The organism is Weizmannia sp. CD-2023, from assembly GCF_036225245.1.
Lineage (GTDB): Bacteria > Bacillota > Bacilli > Bacillales > Bacillaceae_C > Weizmannia > Weizmannia faecalis.
This window is the reverse complement of sequence record NZ_JARTJQ010000043.1, coordinates 1-22,395: the sequence shown is the minus strand read 5'-3', so window position 1 is coordinate 22,395 and position 22,395 is coordinate 1. Positions and strand designations below refer to the sequence as shown.

Annotated in this window: 23 protein-coding genes; 22 read left to right on the top strand and 1 reads right to left on the bottom strand. The window is 43.1% G+C overall.

Annotated features, from left to right (window positions below; all coding sequences use genetic code 11):
• Window positions 1-26: 26 nt before the first annotated feature.
• From P9687_RS06205 to P9687_RS06100, 22 genes are all read left to right on the top strand, one after another.
• Complete coding sequence (locus P9687_RS06205; protein WP_035184762.1) at window positions 27-569, top strand: site-specific integrase; 543 nt, start codon at window positions 27-29, stop codon at window positions 567-569.
• A gap of 161 nt (window positions 570-730) precedes the next feature.
• On the top strand, window positions 731-1,030 hold the full coding sequence (locus P9687_RS06200) for a hypothetical protein (protein WP_035184764.1): 300 nt from the start codon (window positions 731-733) through the stop codon (window positions 1,028-1,030).
• 323 nt (window positions 1,031-1,353) lie between these two features.
• Window positions 1,354-1,572: a hypothetical protein gene (locus P9687_RS06195; protein ID WP_035184766.1), complete on the top strand. Its 219-nt coding sequence runs from the start codon at window positions 1,354-1,356 to the stop codon at window positions 1,570-1,572.
• Window positions 1,573-1,577: 5 nt separating this feature from the next.
• Entirely contained in the window at window positions 1,578-1,949 is a 372-nt protein-coding gene (locus P9687_RS06190) for an HNH endonuclease (RefSeq protein WP_035184768.1), read from the top strand.
• A gap of 131 nt (window positions 1,950-2,080) precedes the next feature.
• Window positions 2,081-2,593: a hypothetical protein gene (locus P9687_RS06185; protein ID WP_328228573.1), complete on the top strand. Its 513-nt coding sequence runs from the start codon at window positions 2,081-2,083 to the stop codon at window positions 2,591-2,593.
• A complete protein-coding gene (locus tag P9687_RS06180; RefSeq protein ID WP_328228572.1) occupies window positions 2,583-4,151 on the top strand; it encodes a terminase large subunit in 1,569 nt (522 codons plus the stop codon). The genes P9687_RS06185 and P9687_RS06180 overlap by 11 nt, the downstream gene beginning before the upstream one ends.
• A gap of 18 nt (window positions 4,152-4,169) precedes the next feature.
• Window positions 4,170-5,456, top strand: coding sequence for a phage portal protein (locus tag P9687_RS06175; protein ID WP_081105576.1), 1,287 nt, complete (start codon window positions 4,170-4,172; stop codon window positions 5,454-5,456).
• On the top strand, window positions 5,443-6,159 hold the full coding sequence (locus P9687_RS06170) for a head maturation protease, ClpP-related (RefSeq protein ID WP_328228571.1): 717 nt from the start codon (window positions 5,443-5,445) through the stop codon (window positions 6,157-6,159). Before P9687_RS06175 ends, P9687_RS06170 begins: the two co-directional genes overlap by 14 nt.
• 14 nt (window positions 6,160-6,173) lie before the next feature.
• Window positions 6,174-7,322: a phage major capsid protein gene (locus P9687_RS06165; protein WP_328228570.1), complete on the top strand. Its 1,149-nt coding sequence runs from the start codon at window positions 6,174-6,176 to the stop codon at window positions 7,320-7,322.
• Window positions 7,323-7,335: 13 nt separating this feature from the next.
• Window positions 7,336-7,620, top strand: coding sequence for a head-tail connector protein (locus tag P9687_RS06160; RefSeq protein ID WP_035184775.1), 285 nt, complete (start codon window positions 7,336-7,338; stop codon window positions 7,618-7,620).
• A gap of 2 nt (window positions 7,621-7,622) precedes the next feature.
• A complete protein-coding gene (locus tag P9687_RS06155) occupies window positions 7,623-7,955 on the top strand; it encodes a phage head closure protein (protein WP_035184777.1) in 333 nt (110 codons plus the stop codon).
• Window positions 7,955-8,386, top strand: coding sequence for an HK97-gp10 family putative phage morphogenesis protein (locus tag P9687_RS06150; protein ID WP_035184779.1), 432 nt, complete (start codon window positions 7,955-7,957; stop codon window positions 8,384-8,386). The genes P9687_RS06155 and P9687_RS06150 overlap by 1 nt, the downstream gene beginning before the upstream one ends.
• Complete coding sequence (locus tag P9687_RS06145; protein ID WP_035184781.1) at window positions 8,383-8,769, top strand: hypothetical protein; 387 nt, start codon at window positions 8,383-8,385, stop codon at window positions 8,767-8,769. The genes P9687_RS06150 and P9687_RS06145 overlap by 4 nt, the downstream gene beginning before the upstream one ends.
• Window positions 8,770-8,781: 12 nt before the next feature.
• Window positions 8,782-9,390, top strand: coding sequence for a major tail protein (locus tag P9687_RS06140; RefSeq protein WP_035184783.1), 609 nt, complete (start codon window positions 8,782-8,784; stop codon window positions 9,388-9,390).
• 53 nt (window positions 9,391-9,443) lie between these two features.
• Entirely contained in the window at window positions 9,444-9,770 is a 327-nt protein-coding gene (gene gpG, locus P9687_RS06135; RefSeq protein WP_035184785.1) for a phage tail assembly chaperone G, read from the top strand.
• A gap of 168 nt (window positions 9,771-9,938) precedes the next feature.
• Window positions 9,939-14,117, top strand: a complete 4,179-nt coding sequence (locus P9687_RS06130; RefSeq protein ID WP_328228569.1) for a phage tail tape measure protein — start codon at window positions 9,939-9,941, stop codon at window positions 14,115-14,117.
• An 8-nt stretch (window positions 14,118-14,125) separates the two neighbouring features.
• Window positions 14,126-14,950 carry a phage tail family protein gene (locus tag P9687_RS06125; RefSeq protein ID WP_104851415.1) on the top strand — a complete coding sequence of 275 codons (825 nt, stop codon included), beginning with the start codon at window positions 14,126-14,128 and terminating at the stop codon, window positions 14,948-14,950.
• A gap of 8 nt (window positions 14,951-14,958) precedes the next feature.
• Entirely contained in the window at window positions 14,959-16,365 is a 1,407-nt protein-coding gene (locus P9687_RS06120; protein WP_328228568.1) for a phage tail protein, read from the top strand.
• The gene (locus P9687_RS06115; protein WP_328228567.1) at window positions 16,365-19,196 is read left to right on the top strand and encodes a hypothetical protein; all 2,832 of its coding nucleotides are present in this window, start codon (window positions 16,365-16,367) and stop codon (window positions 19,194-19,196) included. The genes P9687_RS06120 and P9687_RS06115 overlap by 1 nt, the downstream gene beginning before the upstream one ends.
• A 252-nt stretch (window positions 19,197-19,448) precedes the next feature.
• Window positions 19,449-19,706, top strand: coding sequence for a hemolysin XhlA family protein (locus P9687_RS06110; protein ID WP_328228566.1), 258 nt, complete (start codon window positions 19,449-19,451; stop codon window positions 19,704-19,706).
• A gap of 13 nt (window positions 19,707-19,719) precedes the next feature.
• Entirely contained in the window at window positions 19,720-20,103 is a 384-nt protein-coding gene (locus tag P9687_RS06105) for a hypothetical protein (protein ID WP_328228565.1), read from the top strand.
• Window positions 20,104-20,118: 15 nt separating this feature from the next.
• Window positions 20,119-21,441, top strand: coding sequence for a LysM peptidoglycan-binding domain-containing protein (locus P9687_RS06100; RefSeq protein ID WP_328228564.1), 1,323 nt, complete (start codon window positions 20,119-20,121; stop codon window positions 21,439-21,441).
• Window positions 21,442-21,575: 134 nt separating this feature from the next.
• On the opposite strand, the gene P9687_RS06095 is transcribed toward P9687_RS06100, so the two are convergent.
• Window positions 21,576-22,395 (bottom strand): IS630 family transposase (locus tag P9687_RS06095; RefSeq protein ID WP_328228563.1); only part of this gene is annotated, 820 nt, incomplete at its 5' end.

The following is a 22,395-nucleotide window of genomic DNA, read 5'->3' as shown; positions in this document are numbered from 1 at the left end:
AACTTATTATACGAGGAGATGAGTGTATGAATGTCGTCCAACCGATTCGCGATCCCGTTAAGATAGAGAAGATGAAGAACTATTTGAAATCAAAGAGTGAAAGGAATTATATTCTTTTTATGTTGGGAATAAGCGTCGGACTTAGGATATCCGACATTTTAAAATTGAAGAAAGAAGATATATTAAGAAGCCATATTGATATTAAGGAAACGAAAACAAAGAAAAACAAAAGGGTAAAAATCCCCGGTTACATTAAAAAGGAGATCATACCTTACGCCAAAACACTTGCAGACGGCGATTACCTTATTAAAAGCCGGCAGGGAGCAAACAGGCCAATTGACCGTTCAACAGCTTATAGGATACTGCGTGATGCTGCTAAGCATGTTGGGCTGACAGACATCGGTACGCATACATTAAGAAAAACATTTGGCTATCATTTTTACATGCAAACAAAGAATGTGGCCCTGCTGCAAGAACTACTAAATCATTCGAGACCGGATATTACGCTACGGTATATCGGAATTAATCAGGATACGTTAGATAAGGCAATGGACAAATTCAGGATATAGTCCTTTTCTTTTTGGGCATCACTACATCATAAAAATACGAGGCGTGCACTCATATTTATATATTGAATGAAGGCTGTTATTTCAAGGGTTTCAACGTTTGCCCGAGTGCAACAGTCTATGTATTATAGTGTACTCAATGCCATTATTTAGGAGGGATATGTATGAGGATAGAGGAAGCAAGGGAAGAGATTAAAAGGATTGAAAGGTTTATCAGTTTAGTAGAAAGCTATCGACCGCAGTCATTTGAGCAGGAAGCGATCAAGACGTATGTGTTAATTGAAAGTGTTAATAAGACAGCGGCAGTATTGAATGAGAAAGGATTTAGAATAGGTAAAAGGAAAGTTTCAGGTAAGGACGTATCTGATATTATTCGTTCTAAACCTGATGATGAGCTGCATCAAATCGCTCACGATATGTTTAAATACAATAAGAAAAAAGCTGGAAAAAGGGGTTGGTGTTGAAAAAATAATGGCAGGATTTTGGCAGGATAAAGGCAGAGCATTTTCTTTTGCCTGTGTTACATTAATACCATGACAAGTAAGCGAAGGAATCGACACACAGTCGGTTCCTTTTTATTTTATCGATTGAAGGTGTTGACCATGAAATCTAAATCCAGAGAGAAGAAGCAAAAGAAACTGCGGCGTAAAGAATTAGAATACCTGATGGGGATCCATCGTGACAGGTATGGCCGACATCATGGTGCAGTTCGCAGGAAGTGACCTTCAATAACTAATAAAGAGACATATGGACACATATAAGAAGGTGGGGGAGCGATAAAAAAGAAATGGCTGACTTTCCAAGTGCCAGGATTAGACCGGAAAGAATTTATGATATGAAGGCTAATATTAAAGATCTTGAACCAGAACGATACAACTATCTTTTTAATAATGGTTTATTGACAATAAATGAAGTACGAACATTTGAGGGACTTCCGAATATTGGTGCTGAAGGCAATAAATTATTTAGGCCTTTAAAGAAAAGAAGAAAGATTCCTTTTGGGTGATCAGCATGCCAGGCAAACCACTGCGGCCATGTGCAAAGTCCGGCTGCCGCAATCTTACCACGAACGGCTACTGTGATGAGCATAGGAAAGATACTAATCGTGAATACAATCTGACACGAGACGAGCGGGTCACGCGCTTCTATAAGTCGAGGCAATGGGAAATGACAAGGAAGTTGGTGCTTGTTAGAGACCATGGTCTATGCCAGATGTGTCTCAAACATAGAAAAATCGTACCAGCATCGCTTGTTGACCATATCATTCCGGTACGGGTTAATTGGAGTTTGCGGCTTAATAAAAGCAATCTTCAGTCGCTTTGCGTTTCATGCCATAATGCCAAAACAGCGGAAGACAAACGAAAGTACGGAAACCTTGCATGAGGGCCGGGGGCCCCTAAAAAAGTACGGGGTGGGCCGTCTGCCGAACGGCGTCCACTTTCGCGTGAATTTTTTTCGCAAAATGAAAATTTTTTAAGGGGGTGATTGGAATGGCGGGCAGGCCGTCAAAACCAGTGCAGCTGATCAAAATGGAGGGGAACAAGGATCGCCGGACGAAAGCAGAACTTGAGCACCGAGAAAATTATGAAAAGTCCCTTTATACTGGAACAAAGATCAAAGAGTCGCCCGCCGTCAAATCTGATCCTGTAGCCCACAAAGAATTTTTACGGCTGAAAAAACTTTATAAGAGCATCCAGTACATTGACGGCTTGGATGAGCAGATCGTCAACCGATACTGCATGATGATAAGTGAAGAGCGGGCACTTCAGGAGCAGGCCGATTCTTTGCATGCACTTCTTGAAGAGGAAGAAGATCCAAAAGAAAAGATTGAGATTTACAAACTGCTCAACAGCTGCGATACCAAGCTAACCAAAAAGCGGGACTTAATCTTGAAGATTGAGGACCGTCTTTTTCTGAATCCGACTGCCCGCATCAGAGCCATTCCAAAGAAACCACCTGAAGAAGAGAAGCAATCTCCAATGGCTGAATTTTTAAAGAAACGCGCGGGTGGTAGCCGTGCGGATTGATAAAGCAAGAGCCATGGAGCCCATTGAGTTCATTCAAATGCTGAAACTGGTTGACGACTTTTACGGTCAGCCTTTTGTTTTAATGGACTGGCAGTATGAAACGATCTGGGATGTTTATGGCACGGTGAATGATGAGGGATATAGGCAGTATCGGTACGCTTATTTGGAAATTCCAAAGAAGAATGCAAAAACGACGTTAATCGCCGGCCTCGGGGTTTATCACTTAACATGCGACGGTCCCCAAGGGCAAATTTATTGCTGTGCGGCCGACCGTTCCCAGGCCAGTCTGGTTTATAAAGCAGCTGTCAGCATGATTGACCAGGATGACGAACTGAAAAAGCTGCTGAAGGTGACGGAGAGCCGGAAAGAAATTGTAAATGTCGAGACAGGCACCATCTTAAAGGTTCTGTCAGCGGAAGCATACACCAAACATGGCATTAACCCAACGGTCGTCATTTTCGATGAGCTGCATGCGCAGCCAAACCGTGATTTATGGGATATCATGACGTTCGGCGCCGGTGCTGCCCGGAAAGAACCTTTATGGTGGGTCATCACAACGGCCGGCGACGATCCGGACCGAAAATCAATCGGCTGGGAAATCCATGAGCATGCCAGGAAAATCCGGGATGGAGAACTGTCGGATCCGACCTGGTATGTCAGAATGTATGGTGCTGATGAAGATGACGACATCTTTGATGAGAAGACTTGGTACAAAGCGAACCCTTCACTTGGCCAAACGATCAGCATTGAATCTGTTCGCCAGGAAGCGTTGGCGGCGCGTAACAGCGGAGCATCCGAGCGGCTTTTTAGGTGGCTGCGGTTGAACCAATGGATATCCTTAAAGCGGACCGGATGGCAGCCGTTAAGCTTGTGGGACAAGACGGAAGGGAATTGGAACCTATCCGATCTTGTTGGCAAAAAATGTTATGTCGGACTTGATCTTTCTAGTACGACGGATATTACTGCAGCATGCTATTTGTTTCCGCCACAGGACGGGATCCCGGAATGGCGTGCACTTTATGATGCCTGGATACCGGAAGACAATATGAAAGAACGTGTTGCCCGTGACCATGTGCCTTATGACAGGTGGGTGAACCAGAAATATTTGACGGCCACGCCCGGGAATGTTGTGGATTATGATTTTGTCCAAGCAAAAATTGTATACGCAAGCAAACAGTATGACCTTTCCGTCTTGGGCGCAGACCCATGGAACAGCCGGATGCTGACGCAAGGGCTGATGAGAGAAGACGTGAATGTCGTGGAGATCCAGCAAACCATGGCGCAGTTGAGCCCCGCCATGAAAATGATTGAACAGTTGATGAAAAAAGGCCTGCTGAGCCACGAAGTAAACCCATTGGCCCGATGGTGCTGGGGAAATGTCGCTATTGCGGTTGACGGAAATGAGAATATCAAGCCAATGAAAAATAAATCACAGGACCGGATTGATGTCATTGTGGCCATGATTATCGCTATGGCGACGGCTATGCTGTTTGAAGAAGTCAGCCTGGACGTTTCAGAATTTGCAAATGAAGACTTTCTTGACAAACTGTGGAGCTAAGGAGGTGAGTGGGATTGAATGAGTTTACTCAGCAGATTTAAAAGGCAAAGGGTCAAAAACTATCATATTGATGATCCGAATTGGTTATCAGAATGGCAGACACTGGCTGATTTTTTAGGGGTTAGCCTGGACCCGTCTGATGTGGACGTCCGGGGAAAACGGGCGCTGAAAGAAATTACGGTGTATGTATGTATCAAAATTTTATCTGAAAATATTTCAAAGCTGCCGGTCAAGATTTACCAGGACAACGGGGGAATTAAGAAAGTGGCCGGGCATTATCTGAATCCGATTTTGCGGTTAAGGCCGAATCCGTACATGTCTGCATCAGATTTTTGGAAAGGTGTTGAGGTGCAGCGGAATATTTACGGAAACAGCTATGTTTGGATTGAGTATGTCACACGCGGACGGAATGCCGGCAAGGTCCAGGCACTTTACTTGCTTGACGCTCAGCAAATGCAGGTATGGGTGGATGATTCCGGCTTAATTAGCTCAAAAAACTCCATCTGGTACGTCTATACAGACAATGCAGGGGTGCAGTACAAGCTTCAATCAACTGATTTGCTGCATTTTAAAGCCATGACGACTGACGGGATCGTCGGTCTCAGCCCGATCTATACGCTCAGAAATATGGTTGAAAATGCTGCTTCAGCTGAAAAATTCCTGAATAACAGCTATAAAAACGGGATGCAAACGACTGGGATCATACATTATACCGGAGATCTGAACGAAAATGCCAAGAAAAAGTTCAGGGAAAAATTTGAGGAAATGTCAAGCGGGCTGAAAAATGCTAATCGTGTTAGCTTAATGCCTATTGGCTATACCTACCAGCCTCTTTCTCTTAAATTAACGGATGCTCAGTTTCTTGAAAACACGCAGCTGACATACCGGCAGATTGCGAGTGCATTCGGCATTAAAGCACACCAACTCAATGATCTAGTCAAAGCCAGCTATGCAAGCACAAGTGAAGCGAACCGGGAATTTTACGTAGATACACTCATGCCGATTTTGACCATGTATGAACAGGAATTGACGTATAAGCTGTTTTTGGATAGTGAACTGGTAAACGGATTTTACGTTATGTTCAACGCAGATGCCATCCTACGTGGAGATTTCAAATCACGCATTGATGCGGCAGCAACCGGTGTACAGAACGGCCTGCTCACGCCAAATGAAGCAAGGGCACTTGAAGAAAGAGAGCCGATGCCGGGCGGTGATCAGCTGGTCATGAACGGGAATTATATTCCGTTGTCGATGGTGGGCGAGCAATATAAAAAAGGTGGTGATAATACAAATGGGCAAACATAAATTTTGGAATTTTATAAAGAATGAAGCGGAAAATACAGGTGGACTGCAGCTGTATGGCGAAATTTCCGACACTTCATGGTGGGGTGATGAAGTCACGCCGAAAGATTTTAAAGCAGATCTTGACGCGCTTGGCGATATCAGCACGTTAAACGTCTATATCAATTCCCCGGGGGGCGATGTATTTGCAGGACAGGCCATTCATTCGATGCTTAAACGGCATTCTGCTACAGTTCATGTTTATGTTGACGGTCTGGCGGCAAGCATTGCCTCCGTAATCGCAATGGCAGGTGACAAGATCATCATCCCCGAAAATGCCATGATCATGATTCATAATCCGTGGACTGTTACGGCCGGTAATGCGGCAGATTTGCGGGAAGTTGCCGACCGTCTGGATAAAATCAATGAAACCATCAAATCAACCTATTTATCAAAGGCAAAAATTAATGAAGCGAAATTGACGGAATTGATGGATGCTGAAACGTGGCTGTCTGCACGGGAAGCAGTTGATTACGGATTTGCGGACGAAATTGAGGATGCAAAAGACTATGCGGCAAGTTTGAACAGCAGATTTCTCAATTTCTATAAAAATATGCCTTTAGACTTGCAGAAGAAGGCAAAAAATAAAGGCGAAAAACAGAATAAGAACAAGGAATTGGAGCTGTCGAAAGCCAAACTGGCGCTTGAGATGGCTCTTTTAATTTGATGGGAGGCAGGAAAATGAGTAAAGAACTCAGGGAATTGTTGAACAAATTGAATAATAAAAAGGTAGCAGCAAAGGCTTTAATGACTAAAGAGGGTGTGACGTCGGAAGAAATTGAAGCTGCGACTGCAGAAATTACTGAATTAAAGGCAAAAATCGAAGCACAGAAGCTAATCGATGAAGAAACAGCGATACCAGTAGGTGGTAAACCGGTCGTATCGGTAATTGAACCTGACAAAAACAGCAAGGAGTACCGCGAACTGCACACAAAAGCATTTCTGAATTACTTGCGGAAGAAGCCGTTGACCGAAGAAATGAAGAATACGTTGAGCTCCAACACCGGATCTGACGGTGGATATTTGATTCCACAAGATATTAATACACAAATTAACAATTTGAAGCGGCAATATAAAAGCGCAAAAATGTGCTGCACGGAAGTTTACACGACTTCCACCAAAACCGGTTCGTTTGTGTGGGAAGACTTGTCAACACTAACGCCCCTAGTCAATATGACGGAAATGACAGACCTGGATAGCTCTTCACAGCCGAAATTCCGGTCTGTTCAGTACGCTGTAAAAGATATGGGCGCAATTCTTCCAATCCCAAATACGTTGCTGCAAGATGAGGATGCGAACTTAATTGCGTATATTGCCGGCTGGTTTGCGAAAAAAGCTATCCGCACGGAAAATAATGATATTTTCAATGTGCTAAAAACTGGGAAAACGCCGGTTGCTCTTGCAGATTGGAAAGCATTAAAATCGAATTATAACACGAAGCTTGATCCATTAATTGCAACAAATGGATACTTCTGTACGAACCAGGATGGCTTTAATGTTTTGGACAGCGCGCTCGACGGTTCTGGCCGGCCTGTTTTGCAGCCGAACCCGCAAAATCCAACAGAACTGCTATTCTTGGGTAAAGTCGTCCATATGTTCTCAAACACGGAGCTTCCATCTGATACGGACAACAATGTTGCACCAATCTTTTTCGGCGATATGAAATCAGGATGCCGTTTTGTCGACCGTGGCGCATATGAATTAAGCATTTCCACAGAAGCATATTTCGTCAAAAATGCGACTGCAGTCCGGGTTATCGAACGATATGATGTCATCAAAACCGATTCGGATGCTTATCAGTTTGGCCAGATTGCTTTACCTGAAAGCTGATCAGGTGATGTAAATGATTATAGAACTAAATGAAGCGAAAGATTGGCTGAGAGTTGACACGGAAAATGACGATGCCAGGATCACTTCATTGATGGCAGCGGCCGAACAATATTTAACCAATGCGACGGGGAAAACATTTGACAGCACAAATGAACTTGCCCGTCTTTTTTGCCTGACTCTACTGACGGATTGGTACGACAATACAGGTTTATCTGGCACTGAGCCGAGCCAGCAAATGCGGCCGATTATTCAGAGCATGCTGCTGCAGCTGACCTATTGTGAAGATGAGGTGACATAAAAATGCCGATCACCAGTCCTGGAAAAATGAATGAAAGAATTACGTTTTATAAAGAAGTTGTCAAAAAGAATGATTACGGAGACAAAGTAAAAGATGAAGAAAAATATTTGGAATGCTGGGCCGCCGTGAAGACACAGTTTTTAAGTGACATCCAGGCAAGCATTGGCACTGTCTTGGAAGATACTCTTACATTTGTGATCCGGCATCAGCATGACAAAGAAATTACAAACGATTTATCTGTAAAATACAGGAACAGCGTTTATGAAATTATCAAAATTAACCCAGATGTCGAATATAAAAAATTTGACACGATCATCTGCAAAGAGGTGACATGATGAGAGTTGAAGTGGATATTTCCGGAATTGAAGCGGGTTTGAGGCGGCTAGCTGCGAAGGAAAAAAAGGTGCAGAGGGCTGGGTTAAAAAAGGCGGCAGAAGCAATTGCTGACCGGTTGCGTGAAAACACGCCTTATTATGATGGCAAACGCGACGGGAAATGGAAAGCACAGCGTCAATTCGAGAAAGAAACAGGGTCAAATAATGGCGACTTTGCGCATTTGCGGGATGACATCAAAATTTCAAATATGAACCAATTTGGTGAAGTCTTTGTTGGATTTGGAAAAGAAACCTATTGGCGTGTCCATTTTACCGAAATGGGTACGATTAAACAGAAACCACAGGCGTTTATCCAGCGAACGGAAGAAGAAATGCGCCGGAAAGTTATGGCCATCATGGTAAAGGAGTTTAAAAGGGGTCTGGGCTTATGACACTGCCTGCAAAAGCAGTCTACGATATTCTTATGGGCAGTCCGGAGATTGCGAACATGATGAATAGGGACATGATTTTTATGATCGATGTTCCGGAAGATGATCAGCAAGTTCTGAACGCACCTATCATTCGAATAAATGAAATCAACGACTATCAGGATGGATTTGCTTCAAACAAACCGTTTTCTGTTTCTTTTAGCGTCCAGATTGATGTCTGGGCCGCCACGATTGAACAATTAGCTGTTTTTAGAGACGTGCTGGACAAGATCATGACAGAAAACGAGTGGGGTCAATATACAGGCGTGATTGACAAAGATCCGGATATTGATCTGTATCGCATGGCTCGGAGGTATCGGGCTGTTCAGGTGATTCACTTTAATTAGGGAGATGAGAAAATGGCGACTTTAGGTTTTAAAAGTGTCGAATTTGGGATCCATGACGGGGACACGGAAATTGTTAAGAAAATTTATAAATTAGATGCCAATGAAGGTGGCACAATTGAAGCAAAATTAAGCGGTCTTGGTGCGCAAATCAATGCTTTATATGCGTCTAATGTACCGTTTTTTGTAGATGCAAGCGGTACGGGAACGCCACAATTGGAATTCACAGCAGCGGACTTGAGTGAAGAAATCGCTGCGTCCCTTTCAGGCGCTGTATACGAAAATGGCATTTTGAAACTCGGAAAAGATGCGAAGGCACCATATGTTTCTGTACTGCTAGAAGCGGATGGCATTAAAAACGACAGCATCTATATCGCACTGCTTAAAGGAAAATTCGGGCATCCGGATGGTGTCGATTTGAAAACGGGTGATGACAAAGGCAAGGAAGCCGATACAACTGACAGTGCACTGACCGGACAATTTGTAAACCGGAAATTAGATGGCTTTACCTATTTCAAAACTCGTTCTTCGAATACAGACTTTGATTTGCAGACATTTCGGTCCCTCGTTTTTAATGGATACAATGAAAATACGCAAACGGCAACTCAACAAACTGCTGGCTGATAGCTGGGCTCTTAGGCCCGGCTTTTTATTTTGCATAAAAGGAGATGCTGGAAATGTTAAAAATTGAACTTTATAATCCGGAAACTGAAAGAACTGAAATCTTTACCGAAGGATTCGTGCCAGCAAGAACATTGCGGAAAGTGCTGGAATTCGCGGATAAGCAGGAAAGAGAAAAACCCAGTGAGCTTGAGACGTTGGATGAAATGGTTTCCATGATTGCAAGCTTTTTTCGGGATGATCGGGTGACCTTTGATGCGATCTATGACGGAATCCCAGCAGACAAATTGAGTGATGAAATGGAACGCATTATGACCGACATTATGGGCGGTGAAGCTAAAAAAAAGCTGGGGAAAAATCGACCACCATCAAAGAAAGCATAAATAATCTGCACAAAATGTATTCGGAGTTAATGAAAAATGGATGGACGTTCAGAGATATTGAAGAAATGGACATATATGGATTTCTGAATGTCATGAACGGGCCGGACAGCAAACAGTATGACGATATAGAAGCCTTCTATAACTCAATTTGACGGGAGGTGAGGAAACATGGCAGGAGACCAACCCCTTGGCAATATGGTGATCGGCGTCAGCATGGAGGGTACTCAGTTCGCAAATACCTTGAAAGAAATACGGGGGCAGGTGCGCCAAGCTCAGAGCGCAATGAAAGCCAATTTGACAGTAATTAGTGGCGCCGGCGATAAGTATGAAACGCTCCGTGCAAAAGTAAAGAGTCTGAATGAAGTAATGGCGGTTAACCAGCGCGAAATTGATATGCTCCGTAAAAAGCACCGGGAAGCCATTAAAACTTACGGCGAAGGCTCCGAGCAAGTTTCCAAATTAGCTTCCCAAGTGAATAATGCGGTTGCCAAGCAGTCAGCCTGGAGCAGACAGCTGGATCAAGCAAAATCTAAACTATCGGGGATGGATAGCCCAATTAGCAAGTTTTCATCTCGGCTGAATGACATCTCTGAGCGGGCCAAAAGCGTTGGCGGAAAAGTAAAAGAAATGTCTGACGGGATTACACAAACTTTTGCACCGGCTACCATTGCAATTGGAGCCGGTCTTGGTGCTGCAGCGAAGCAGGCCATGGATTTTGAAAGTCAAATGAGCGCGGTAAAGTCTGTCATGGCGCCGGACGAGGTAAAAAAGTATGGGGGCGCGTTAGAGGATCTTGCTGTAACTATGGGGGCCAAGACAAAATACAGTGCCACTGAGGCCGCGCATGGGATTGAAGAACTTGTCAAAGCCGGCGTGAAAACAACAGATATCATCCATGGCGGGCTCTCAGGGGCTCTAAATCTTGCGACTGCCGGTGAACTGGACCTGAAAGATGCTGCCGAGATCGCGTCAACTGCGTTGAATGCTTTCCGGAAAGACAATATTTCCGTAACCCGCGCTGCAGATCTGCTGGCTGGTGCTGCCAACGCAAGTGCAACGGATGTTGAAGAATTAAAATATGGGTTATCTGCTGTTTCAGCTGTAGCCAGTGGAGTCGGTTTAAGCTTTGAAGATACTACTACGGCGCTTGCGGCATTTGCGCAGAATGGTCTTAAAGGTCAGGACGCTGGGACATCTTTAAAAACTATGTTATTAAACCTTTCCCCTTCTACAAAATCTGCTGCCGATATGATGGATTCGCTCGGGCTGGCAGCGCGAAATACATCTTCTGCATACAATTGGTTAGTTGATAGGGGGATTAAACCAGCCTCACATTCTGCAAATGACATAGAAGCTTCTTTGCAACGTCTTGCGAAAATTCAGGCAGGTGCTGGAGCTTCTGCAAGTAAAGTAAAAAATGAATTTCAGGAACTTGCGAAAAACTCCGGTTTTGCATCAAGCGCTTTTTACGACCAAAACGGAAAGCTAAAATCTCTTTCCAAAATTTCTGGTCTGCTTCATGACAGGCTCAAAAACCTTTCGGAAGAACAGCGGCAATATGCATTAAAAACAATGTTTGGAACGGATGCTATCAGGGCAGCCAATATTTTGTATAAAGAAGGCGCCAAGGGAATCGAAGACATGAACGGCGCCATGAATAAAATTAAAGCTGCTGATGTTGCCAAAAAGAAAATGGACAATCTAAAAGGCTCCATTGAACAATTAAAAGGAAGTTTGGAGACGGCCGGAATATCGGTTGGCCAGGCATTAACACCAGCCATTAAAAAAACAGCTGAATTTGTTCAAAATATCGTGGACAAGTTTAATGCCTTGCCGAAACCGGTCCAGCATGCGGCTGCCATTTCAGCAGCGTTGTTAGCCGTTATTTTAACCCTTGTAACCGGGTTTGGGTTTCTGACATCTGGTATATCCAGCTTGGTTATTGCCTATGGTACTCTGGCCGGCGGCATGGCCGCAACGACAGGAGTTATCGCGGCAGAAGGGGCAGCTGCAACGGCTGCCGGGGCGAGCACCGGAATATTGGCCGGTGCAATCAGTCTATTAACCTCTCCGGTTACGCTAACCATAGCGGCCATTGCCGCCTTGGCAGCGGTATTTGTGATCGCTTATAACAAATCCAAACCGTTCCACGATTTTATAAATGGCATCGGGGCGTCCCTGATGAAAGCATTTGGTTTTGTGAAGCAATTTACCGTAGGCATCATGCAAATGTTTCAAGGCAATTGGGCCGGTGGGGCAGACATATTAAGCAAGATCGGCCTATCTGACAGCGCGGTACAAAAGACTATTAATATCGTAACAGCAATACAGAATACCTTTAATATATTAAAAGGATATTTGCAACAGGCGTTAAGTGCAGTTGGATCATTTGTGATGAGTAAAATCACTGAACTCAAGATCTTTTGGGATGCAAACGGTGCATCAATAATTCAGGCAACAAAAAATATATTTTCATTTTTAGCCGTAATTATTAAGGCGGCTCTAGCGATTCTAACTCCTATTTTTAAAATTGGATTTGGAGTTTTTGTCACAATCATCAAATCCGTTTGGGGAAATATAAAGGGCATTATATCTGGATCGCTCCAGGTTATAGAGGGGATCATTCAGGTTTTCTCTGGCTTGTTTACCGGAAACTGGAAAAAGATGTGGCAGGGAATAAAAAACATTTTTTCCGGCACTTTTAAGGTTTTAATCAACTGGATTCAGCTCAATTTTATTGGCAAAATGTTGAGAGTTGCACGCGGATTTGTCGGGCCGTTCAAATCAATTTTTTCCGGATTGTGGGGCGCAATGAAATCAATTTTTTCAGCGCCAATAAAATGGATTGGAAATATAGTTAAAAATGGCTTTAATGGCATGAAAAATAAGGCCATTGGAATTTTTTCATCCATGAAAAATGGGGCTTCTAAAATTTGGAGTTCAATGGTGTCCACAATTAAAGGGCTCCCTGGGAGAATGGCAAATGGATTAAAGAATGGCGCAGGAAAATTAAAAAGTGCCATGATATCCGTCGGAAATGCCATGATTAAAGGACTTGGCAAAGGAGTAAATGGCGTCCGAAATGGAATCAACTGGATTCTTGAAAAAGTCCACGCTCCTAAGAAACTGCGGATTCCAAAATGGAATGTACCACAGTACGCAAAAGGCACCGATAACCATCCTGGCGGGTTTGCATTGCTTTCGGATGGAAAAGGAAAACATAAGCAAGAGCTTGTCACTTTGCCAACCGGAGAAAGTTTCTTGTCTCCAGTACGCGAGACCATAATGAACCTACCGAAAGGCACAAGCGTGCTGAATGCCAATGCGACTAATCAACTGCTGTCCATCATGCCAAAATACGCAAACGGAACAGGTTGGTTGGAGAAGGCATGGGACGTAACAAAGTCGGCCGCGTCTAAAGCCGTATCTGGTGCTAAAAATGTTGGAAAAAGCATTCTTGGCGGCGTAAAGACCGTATGGGATTACGCTACACACCCAAGCAAGTTGATTAGTAAAGCGGTTAGTGCATTTACTAACCTATCTGGATTGGCACAGCCTACTCTCGGGATGGTTAGCGGTGCGGTATCAATGGCTAAAAAAGGCGCTAAAAATTGGATTAAGAGCCTTATGGGCGGCGGCGATAATCCCGGAGGATCCGGTGTGGAACGATGGCGGTCGTATGTTGTAAAAGCGCTCGAGATGAATGGCCTATCCACGAGCAAAGCTATGGTGGAAAAAGTGTTGCGGCAAATCAAGACGGAAAGCGGTGGGAACCCGAAGGCCGTACAGCACGGTTACACGGATATAAACGCGATAACGGGAGATTTGGCAAAGGGGTTAATGCAAACTATAAGTGCAACCTTCAACGCATATAAATTTCCCGGCCATAATGATATTTTTAATGGCTTTGATAATTTGCTGGCTGCGCTTAACTATGCAAAGCATCGTTATGGCAAAAATTTATCCGGCCTTGGCGAAGGGCACGGATATGCAAACGGCGGGTTTGTCTTTACGGAACAGCTCGCCCGGCTTGCGGAAGGAAACAAACCGGAAGCAATCATACCACTTGATAGGCTTAAAAGATCTAGAGCATTACAGCTATTATCACAAACTCAAAAAGCTTTGGGAGTTGGTCAGCAAAGCCAAAGCAACTCATCAGCCGCGGATTTATCTGCCTTAATCCAGCGTCAGGACCAGCAAATATCTTTGATGCAGCAAACGATTGATTTACTTATGAAAATTTTGCAGAAAAATAATGTGATTAAAATTGATGCAGATGCCCTTGAAAAAAATGTAAGCAAGCGGCAAGCTGCAAATTACAATAATGCTGCCTATATGATGGGGTGATTGATTGCATGGAAGAATTAACAATCACAAAACTGGATGGAACAAAACAAACTGTAAGCGAAATAAATGGTGCATATTTGCTTGATGTGATCGATAGCGGTCCGCAGCCGGCAACCACATATGAACAAATCGCTGGGTCCGATGGAAATGTTGATAACGGGACAACATTTGGGACAAGAACCATCACAGCTAAATTTTATTTAGATGCGAAAGATTATATCGACTATACGCTTGCCCAGAGGGAAACTTGGCAAGCGTTATTTGATCATGATCCATATTACATCACCTGGTCGCGAATGCCTGGAATAAGGTTTTTAGTTCATATTAAACCGTTTGAATTCGCCAGTATAAGCCAAATGTCCGGAACCTTTGATATTGAATTTGAAGCTTTCAAAGGATTTGGAGAGAGCGTTGGCAGAACAGACGAAGATCCAATTGATATGGATAGTGAAATGTGGCAAATGGTCGGACAAGGGTTTGTGTTGGACGAGGATTTGGTTTATACCGAGATCCATGGAAGTAGTTTTAAAATATTTAACGCTGGTGATATCACAATTGATCCACGTAAGCACGATTTGACCATTAGCATACAAGGGATCGGCACTCCGATTTTGAAAAACCTTACGACCGGTGACTCATTTATTTACAAAAAAACTTTGGATAGCGGCGATACGCTAACGATTGACGGGGTCTACCCTTTACTTAACGGCGCCCATTGTGGCAGAGATACGAACCATGGACTCGTAACTCTATTGCCAGGGTGGAATAAGATCCAGCTGACCGGGCTTAGTAATCCGGTGTCATCTTTTGGATTTAGATTTTTGTACAAGTAGGTGATTGCATGGATTTAATCGTTAATAATAGCATAGATGAGGAAATCCTGGTCGATTTCAATGCGGATGATTTAGCGGAAGAATGGCAGAAGAATAGCACATGGTCAGTCAATTTTAGCGTTACGAAAACGAAAAGAAACGCCTACGCATTCGATATGCTGCAGCAGGAAGCGATGATCTGTCTTGATGGCCAATGGTTTGTTATTAAGCAGCTGGAACCAACTGCAAGCGGTAAGGTGCTTTCAAAATCCATTACTGCCAACCACGTTTATTTTACTTGCCAGGACCACCGGCAGTATAATCAAAAATCACAAACATGGAGTATTGAGGATGCGCTTCATTGGACATTTGACGGTAACAAACTTTGCTTTACATGGGAAGTTGTAGGGCATTTTGAAAAGGTACAAATGGACAATTTCGGTGATGCGAATGCTCTTAGCATGGTTGAAACCATTATAAGTAGTTTTAACGCCGTTTTAGATGCAGATAACAAGCATCTTATTTTTTACGCTCCGGACAGTTGGGGACAGATAACTAATAACCAATTCAGATATCTTTACAATACGGATACCGTCAATTGTCAAATAGATACGACAGAACTCAAGACTGTTATTCGCGGCTATGGAAAACAGAATGATGATGGAACCTATGCTTTTCCTTTTGTGACTTATAAAAGTCCATATGTTACACAATGGGGGGAGCGGCATGCGGATCCTATCCGGGATGATCGGTTTACTAAAGCAGAGTCTATGCTTGCCTACTTAAAAACGCAATTGCAAGACAAACCAGCCGTCACGCTGTCCATAACGGTAAAACGAAAAGAAGAAATTAATAAGGGCGATCATTGGATACTTATCTACGAGCCCATGAATTTTGATACAGACGTTGAGGTTATCGGTTATAAGAAATATCCATTTTCACAATACAAGCCGCCAGAAGTTACTTTTAGCAACGACGCGAAGGACATGACCGGCATCTTATCCAGTTTTAATCGAGTGGGGAAAATAGTCAGTTCGGCAATTGATAAGAGCGGCAATGTAAAAACGTCGGCGATCACCAAGCTCCCTGATAATAAGGTTTCTGTTGGACCGGGAACAAGCTTTTCACCCGGCTACGACCCGACACAACTAGATATACCAAAGTATTCGCTGGCCACGCCTACGTCAGATGGGTTAATGAGCGCAGCGGATAAGCGGAAATTAGATTTGGTTATTGTGGACGGTAACGGAAATGTTATCGTAAACAGCCCACTTGCCACAGCACAAAATGACGGACTTATGAGCAAAGAGGATTTTGCTAAGCTCGGCAGGATCCTTTTTTCGGGATCGGGGACGGTAGATCTGCAAACAGTTTTGCAAACACTGCAGGAACATGAAAATAGAATTGCAGCATTGGAAAATGGAGGTGGTTCTTGATGCGGTGGCCTTATGAACAAATAGGAGTATTGACGACAAGAGCTTTTAGAAACCTGTTAAATAAAATCCACGGAGATATTGCTGCCGATATGCAGGAGCACAAAGACCGCGCAGACAATATCCAGGCGCAAATCAATAATCTCGTGGCAGACGGTGATAGCAGCCCGGAAGCAGCCCAGGCGAGAGTGGGAGCAGACGGGACGAATTACACGACATTAAAGCAGAGACTAGACACAGAAAACCAAAGCGTTACGTCGCAGTTGGCGGAAAAGGCGAACTTGGATTATGTCGCTGCCCTAGTTAGCTCATTATCAAGTGGAGGCCCAAAAGACTTATTTTATACTCTTGATGCTCTACAATCGGCTTATCCAAACGGAACTGACGGAACTTTTTTAGTGTTAAATGTAGATCCAAATGGAGCGCATACTTTCATTTGGGACAGTCTCAAATCGGCATGGGTTGATTTAGGAATATATCAAGGAATTAAACTAGCAGATAATGCAGTGGAAGAGACAAATATCCAAGATGGCGCCGTTGCTTATAGCAAGTTAAAATTTCGATTTGCATACATTTTGTTGGATAACTGTATAGAGGTAAATTTTAATACCAAACAGATAACTGTAAAAGACAACGTATTCATTTCAAACGGTAACGGCGGAAACTACTCGACAATACCATATAACTATGGGTCTATTGATTTCCCCCCCGACTATTCAAAAGGGAGAGCCACCTATAAGGCTTGGGTAGATCTATCAAATATGACAATAAAAATGGATGTCCAGGGTGCAGATTCAGGCAATAATCCTATCCTGTTCCTAACATATAATGGTAAATTAACTACAGCAAGCCCTCACGCATTTATAATAATTAATGACGATGGATCAAAAGGAGGTAAACTCGGGGATAACGTTTTAAGTGATAAAGATCGAGATGGGGGCAACATATTAGGGAACAGTATACAATACGCTGATAAAATTAAAGCACCAATGGCGTATGTGTTGGGCGGAAATAATATCCTTGAAGTTAATTTTAAAGATAAAAAATTATATGTAAAAAACAGTCCTTTGTTTTTATCAAGAGGTGATTGTAACTATGCTCCAAATATACCAATAGGTACTACCATTGATTTCCCAGAAGACTTTCACACGGGGTGGACCTATATTGCTTGGGTGGATACAACTGATTTCACATTACACATGGGCAAAATAGGCGATAATACAAAGTATCCAATATTGTTTTTAACATATGGGGAATCGTTATTTACATTGAGTCCAAATGCTATCTATGCTATCGACTCAAACGGAAATAAAATTGGTGGAGCATTAAGTACCAAGTCTATCGTTAGTACAATGCTGGATGATGGTGTGGTCTCGTATGACAAATTGAGATACCCAATGGCATATATGTTAAGCGATGACTGTATTGAGGTAAATTTCCAAACCAGAAAGATCAACATAAAAAGCGAAGTTTATATTGTAAAAGGCAACGGCTATTATCAGGTGCATTATCCGTCCCCGCCCATAGATTTTCCGAGCGACTATAGTGCAGGTGGTGCAACATACAAGGCGTATTATGATATCACCAATGGTGTGATAAAGATGAGTTCAATTGGCGTTGATACAGGCAACAATCCGATACTATTCCTGACTTACAATTATCATATAACTACAGCTAGTCCTAATGCCATTTATGCAGTTGATATAAATGGACAACGTATGCCAAAACTTGGTATAACTACCGATACATCAACAGAGTTCGACTGGAGCAATGACCAGATTGTGCTGCCGAAAGACTTATACTTAGTTAAAGATGTTGAGTACAGTATAAATGCCCAAAATATACACGCTAAGAAGTTCACGGATGACGACAGGATATTAAATGAAATAGTCATTCCTGGTCGTACTGTAGCCTTCGAGAACAACGGCACTGTTAGGAGTCCATTAGCTTTAGCAAATTTCAAGACATTGTTTACATCCATCTATAAGGGAAATGTGAACAACGCCAAGTTCAAGGAATTGACCATTCATATTGCAGACCCATCAACCAAGACAAATAAATCACCAAGGATACTGTACATTGGTGACTCCATAACATTTGCAGGCATTGCCTCATTGACCAACATCTGGCTAAAATCGTTCGGATTCAATCCATCTTTTATTGGAACGAGAACAGAGATAAATGAATTTGGCTATGGTATACCAAACGAGGATGTGACTTGGGTCAATAGTGAAGGTATGAGTGGATGGCGGCTGACGGATGTCACGAACACATCGAAAGACATAAACGGAAACCCAATCTCCAAAGGTTCTAATAATAAGTTTTTAAATCCTGCCACTGGCACTTTTGATTTTAACTATTATATGACACAAAATGGTTTTGATGGTGTGGATTTCGTTGTTATAATGCTCGGCACCAATGACTTGCTTCCTTACCCTGGAACGGATCAAGGATACTATGCGCCATCGTTAGATGAAGTATTGGCCTATATGCCAACGGAAATGCAGAAAATAGTCGACTCGATCTTGGCATATGATCCAAATATTAAAATTGGTTTAAACCCTCCGATTCCATCTGGAACCGCAGATACATTAAACGAGCGTTACATGCAATACGCATTAAAAATGATGGAAGCATTTGAAGGGAAAGGACAAGTAGATATTTTGAGTAGCTACATTGGAAGTGGCCGATTAAGCGGTAAGGCATGGAATTATTATATTTATGACATTCCGGATGGACAAAAGAGCACGTCTGGTAATGCACACGATAATGGTGCAAACGAATTGATCAGTGCTTTATGGAGTGCAAGTTGGATAGTTAATAAATTAGAGTAAACATTTGAGAGTCCTATTCTAGGGCTCTTTTTTCATGCCAAAAATAAGGAGGCGGATCGAAAATTGGCAGACAGATTATTGAAAACCATGAAACAAGGATCACCGCGCTGGGATCATACTGCGACATAAGACAATATAAATCTTAAGCACCCCGTTAAGGGTGCTTTTTCTTTTACTCAGGGAGGCGGATCAAAAATCGGCAGGAAGTAAAGACAGATTGGGGGTGTGGGTCCATTGGAGGCGGATCAGCAAGTGGATATCTGGAAAGAGACCATCCAAAAAGACATAGAAGCCATAAAGACCGAGCAGGTAAATATGAAAAGCGACATTCGGCGCCTGCAAGACAAAGAACTTATGCAGGATCAGCAGATTGACAGCATAAAAGAGGATTTGAAAGAGATTAAGGAGGACACAAAATGGTTACGACATGCCATTACAAATGCGCTTATTGTTGCGCTTATTGGCGGAGCCGTAGCCATTTTCTTTGCTGCCATTCAAAATTTTAATTGAGGAGATGTTTGGAATGAAGTACTTATCTGATTTATCTTGGTGGAAACAAACAGCAACATTGGTTGGTGGTGTTTTAACAGCATTAATCGCCTTTTTTGCAACGCTGAACATTCATTACAAATGGCTGACTGCTGATTCAGTGAACGCATTTGTAACGTTAATCGTTGCGGTTGGTTCGCTGTTTGTTGGTTCCATCGCTACCTGGCTTAACACCTATTTAACCAGCAAGAAAAAAGACGAGGCAACCACGGTGGCGATCTCTTACGCGCAGGACGCAGCAACCACAGAAGATGCTGAATACGAAAAGATTAAAGCTGTCGTGGCGCAAGTGATTGCTGCACAGAATGCAGCTACTACACCGTCAACAGAAAAAGATACAGACGTCACAGCTAAATGAGGAGGAATGACAAAGTTGAATAATATCACGAAAAAAATTGGTGCGCTGGCCCTGGCAACAGGGCTGGCGTTTTCTTTTGGATCCGTTTCGTATGCCGCGGCGCCGGACGTAGACTTTATCGATGTCAGCCACCACAACGCCGAACAAGGTCTATCACTGGCATTTTACCAAACCATGAAAGCAGCCAAGATCAATGCAGTTGTCGTGAAAGTTAGCGATGGTCAATCATACTTGGATCCGGCTGCATCAGTTAATATTGCTAACGCAAAACAGGCAGGCATGGCGGTGCATGCTTATCACTATATGCGGGCCAAAACTGTATCTGCGGTAAAACTAGAGGCGGCATGGTTTGACAAAAAATTGAAATTAGTCGGCTTCGATAAGGCGAATGACGGCTATGTCGTGGTCGATGTAGAGGATAAATCGCTAACAAGCCTTACTGCAGCTGAACTGACTAAAGTAACGAATGCTTTTGTTGCCAAGATTAAGTCCCTAGGCTACAGAAAGATTGACTTGTACACTGGCCACTCATTTTTTAACACTGAACTGCAGCCAAGCAAACTCACAATCTCTAAACCTTGGCTTGCCAGGTACCCACTTTATCCAGAAACAGGCCAGCCGACACCAGTCTGGTACAATGGACAAAAAGGGGCTTGGCAGTGGTCCAGCACATACAAGTTTGCTGGGATTCCCGGCTACTTCGATGTAAGTAAAGATTTTGCAGGTAAATACACCAACGTAGCAAAAGTTGACAATGCAACCAGCACAGGCGTGGTCAAAAAAATCGGATCCTTAAGCCTGGTCGATTACCTAAAATCCAAGGGCAAGAGTGCAACATTCAGTGCTCGTGCTAAGTTGGCTAAACAGTACGGCATAACAAACTACACCGGAACGGCAGCCCAAAACTTGGCACTATTAAGCAAGCTTAAATCTGGAGTCAAACCGGCAAAGGTTAATACGTCAAATAGCAAACTGACAACATCCAGTTCAGCGGCCAAGTCAACCAGCACAACGGTTAAAACATACACGGTTAAGCGTGGAGATACGCTGTCAGGACTTGCCAAAAGATATGGCACAACCGTAACAACATTGCAGGGGTTGAATGGGATTAGAAATGCAAACCTTATTCGTGTTGGTCAAAAGCTAAGGATCGCTGGCCCCACGGAACAGAAAAAAGCATCCAATACCGCAAAAAAGACATACCATACGGTAGTCCGCGGTGACGTGGTAAGCAAGTTGGCTAAAAAATACGGTTCAACGATCAGCCAAATAAAGTCCTGGAACCACCTTGACAGTCGGTATACGATCTATGTCGGACAAAAACTGCGTGTGAAATGATCTCAGTCCGGGTAAAATATTTTTAGAGTCTGCTGCAAAGTTTAAAGCTCTCGCGTTTGCGGGGGCAAATTTGTACGACTGGCAGCCAAAATGAAAAGAGGTTATCCTGCGTATTTAATCTATATAAGATGAACTTAAGTTTTCGACAGCTCTAATCTAACAAGCAGCCGATCAATAACTTTCTGACTTTTTTGGCTAGCTTGTTTCATAAATTCAGCCACGTGGGACCGGATTTGATAAAACTTGCTGAAAAAAACATTATTAACGACGTCTTGCTTCAGCCATTTCCATAATCCTTCCACTGGATTCAGCTCAGGGCTGTATTTAGGAAGATAGACAAACCTCAGCCGTGGATTTTCTTTCAGAAAATCCTTGATGACTTGTGACTTGTGCACTTTACTATTATCCAGGACCATTACAATTTTACCTTGTGGGTATTCGCTTAAAAGGAGTTCCAAAAATCGTTTAAAGGCCGAAGAGTTGCTTTTTTCTTCTTCATAATGCGTGACTTCGCCGGTTTCATAGTTTATTGCGGCGAACAATTTAGCACCTTTATGTTGGCCATATGTCATAATCTTTCGCTGCTGACCTTTCGGAAACCAGTTATACTGCAGGGCCTGATAAGCACGGATGAATGCTTCATCTTCGAATAACAAGTGATCAATGAGACCATTCTCCAGTTCCTTTTTCAACGCTGGAAAAGTGACTTCTTTGAACTCTTTTTGTTCGTCCGGATCAGCTTTTGCCAAAGTATACGTTGCCTTAGTGTAGCTGAATCCAAGCCTGTGTAACATCTCAGAAACACCCTTGGGAGTAAAAGACTGCTGAAACTCTTGTTGAATCCAGTCGGCAATTAATTGGAGCGTCCAAGTGTATTTTGCTTCGAAACCGACTTCTGCAGGTGTTTTATTTACGATGGTATCGGCCAACTGTTCCTGTTGTTCTTTACTTAAC

Bases quoted from the DNA above. Each gene is read 5' to 3' on its own strand.
- P9687_RS06130 (WP_328228569.1), top strand. From the start codon at position 9,939: ATGGCAGGAGACCAACCCCTTGGCAATATGGTGATCGGCGTCAGCATG.
- P9687_RS06150 (WP_035184779.1), top strand. From the start codon at position 7,955: ATGAGAGTTGAAGTGGATATTTCCGGAATTGAAGCGGGTTTGAGGCGG.
- P9687_RS06140 (WP_035184783.1), top strand. From the start codon at position 8,782: ATGGCGACTTTAGGTTTTAAAAGTGTCGAATTTGGGATCCATGACGGG.
- P9687_RS06200 (WP_035184764.1), top strand. From the start codon at position 731: ATGAGGATAGAGGAAGCAAGGGAAGAGATTAAAAGGATTGAAAGGTTT.
- gpG (WP_035184785.1), top strand. From the start codon at position 9,444: ATGTTAAAAATTGAACTTTATAATCCGGAAACTGAAAGAACTGAAATC.
- P9687_RS06120 (WP_328228568.1), top strand. From the start codon at position 14,959: ATGGATTTAATCGTTAATAATAGCATAGATGAGGAAATCCTGGTCGAT.
- P9687_RS06190 (WP_035184768.1), top strand. From the start codon at position 1,578: ATGCCAGGCAAACCACTGCGGCCATGTGCAAAGTCCGGCTGCCGCAAT.
- P9687_RS06155 (WP_035184777.1), top strand. From the start codon at position 7,623: ATGCCGATCACCAGTCCTGGAAAAATGAATGAAAGAATTACGTTTTAT.
- P9687_RS06105 (WP_328228565.1), top strand. From the start codon at position 19,720: ATGAAGTACTTATCTGATTTATCTTGGTGGAAACAAACAGCAACATTG.
- P9687_RS06125 (WP_104851415.1), top strand. From the start codon at position 14,126: ATGGAAGAATTAACAATCACAAAACTGGATGGAACAAAACAAACTGTA.
- P9687_RS06115 (WP_328228567.1), top strand. From the start codon at position 16,365: ATGCGGTGGCCTTATGAACAAATAGGAGTATTGACGACAAGAGCTTTT.
- P9687_RS06165 (WP_328228570.1), top strand. From the start codon at position 6,174: ATGAGTAAAGAACTCAGGGAATTGTTGAACAAATTGAATAATAAAAAG.
- P9687_RS06195 (WP_035184766.1), top strand. From the start codon at position 1,354: ATGGCTGACTTTCCAAGTGCCAGGATTAGACCGGAAAGAATTTATGAT.
- P9687_RS06205 (WP_035184762.1), top strand. From the start codon at position 27: ATGAATGTCGTCCAACCGATTCGCGATCCCGTTAAGATAGAGAAGATG.
- P9687_RS06145 (WP_035184781.1), top strand. From the start codon at position 8,383: ATGACACTGCCTGCAAAAGCAGTCTACGATATTCTTATGGGCAGTCCG.
- P9687_RS06160 (WP_035184775.1), top strand. From the start codon at position 7,336: ATGATTATAGAACTAAATGAAGCGAAAGATTGGCTGAGAGTTGACACG.
- P9687_RS06170 (WP_328228571.1), top strand. From the start codon at position 5,443: ATGGGCAAACATAAATTTTGGAATTTTATAAAGAATGAAGCGGAAAAT.
- P9687_RS06175 (WP_081105576.1), top strand. From the start codon at position 4,170: ATGAGTTTACTCAGCAGATTTAAAAGGCAAAGGGTCAAAAACTATCAT.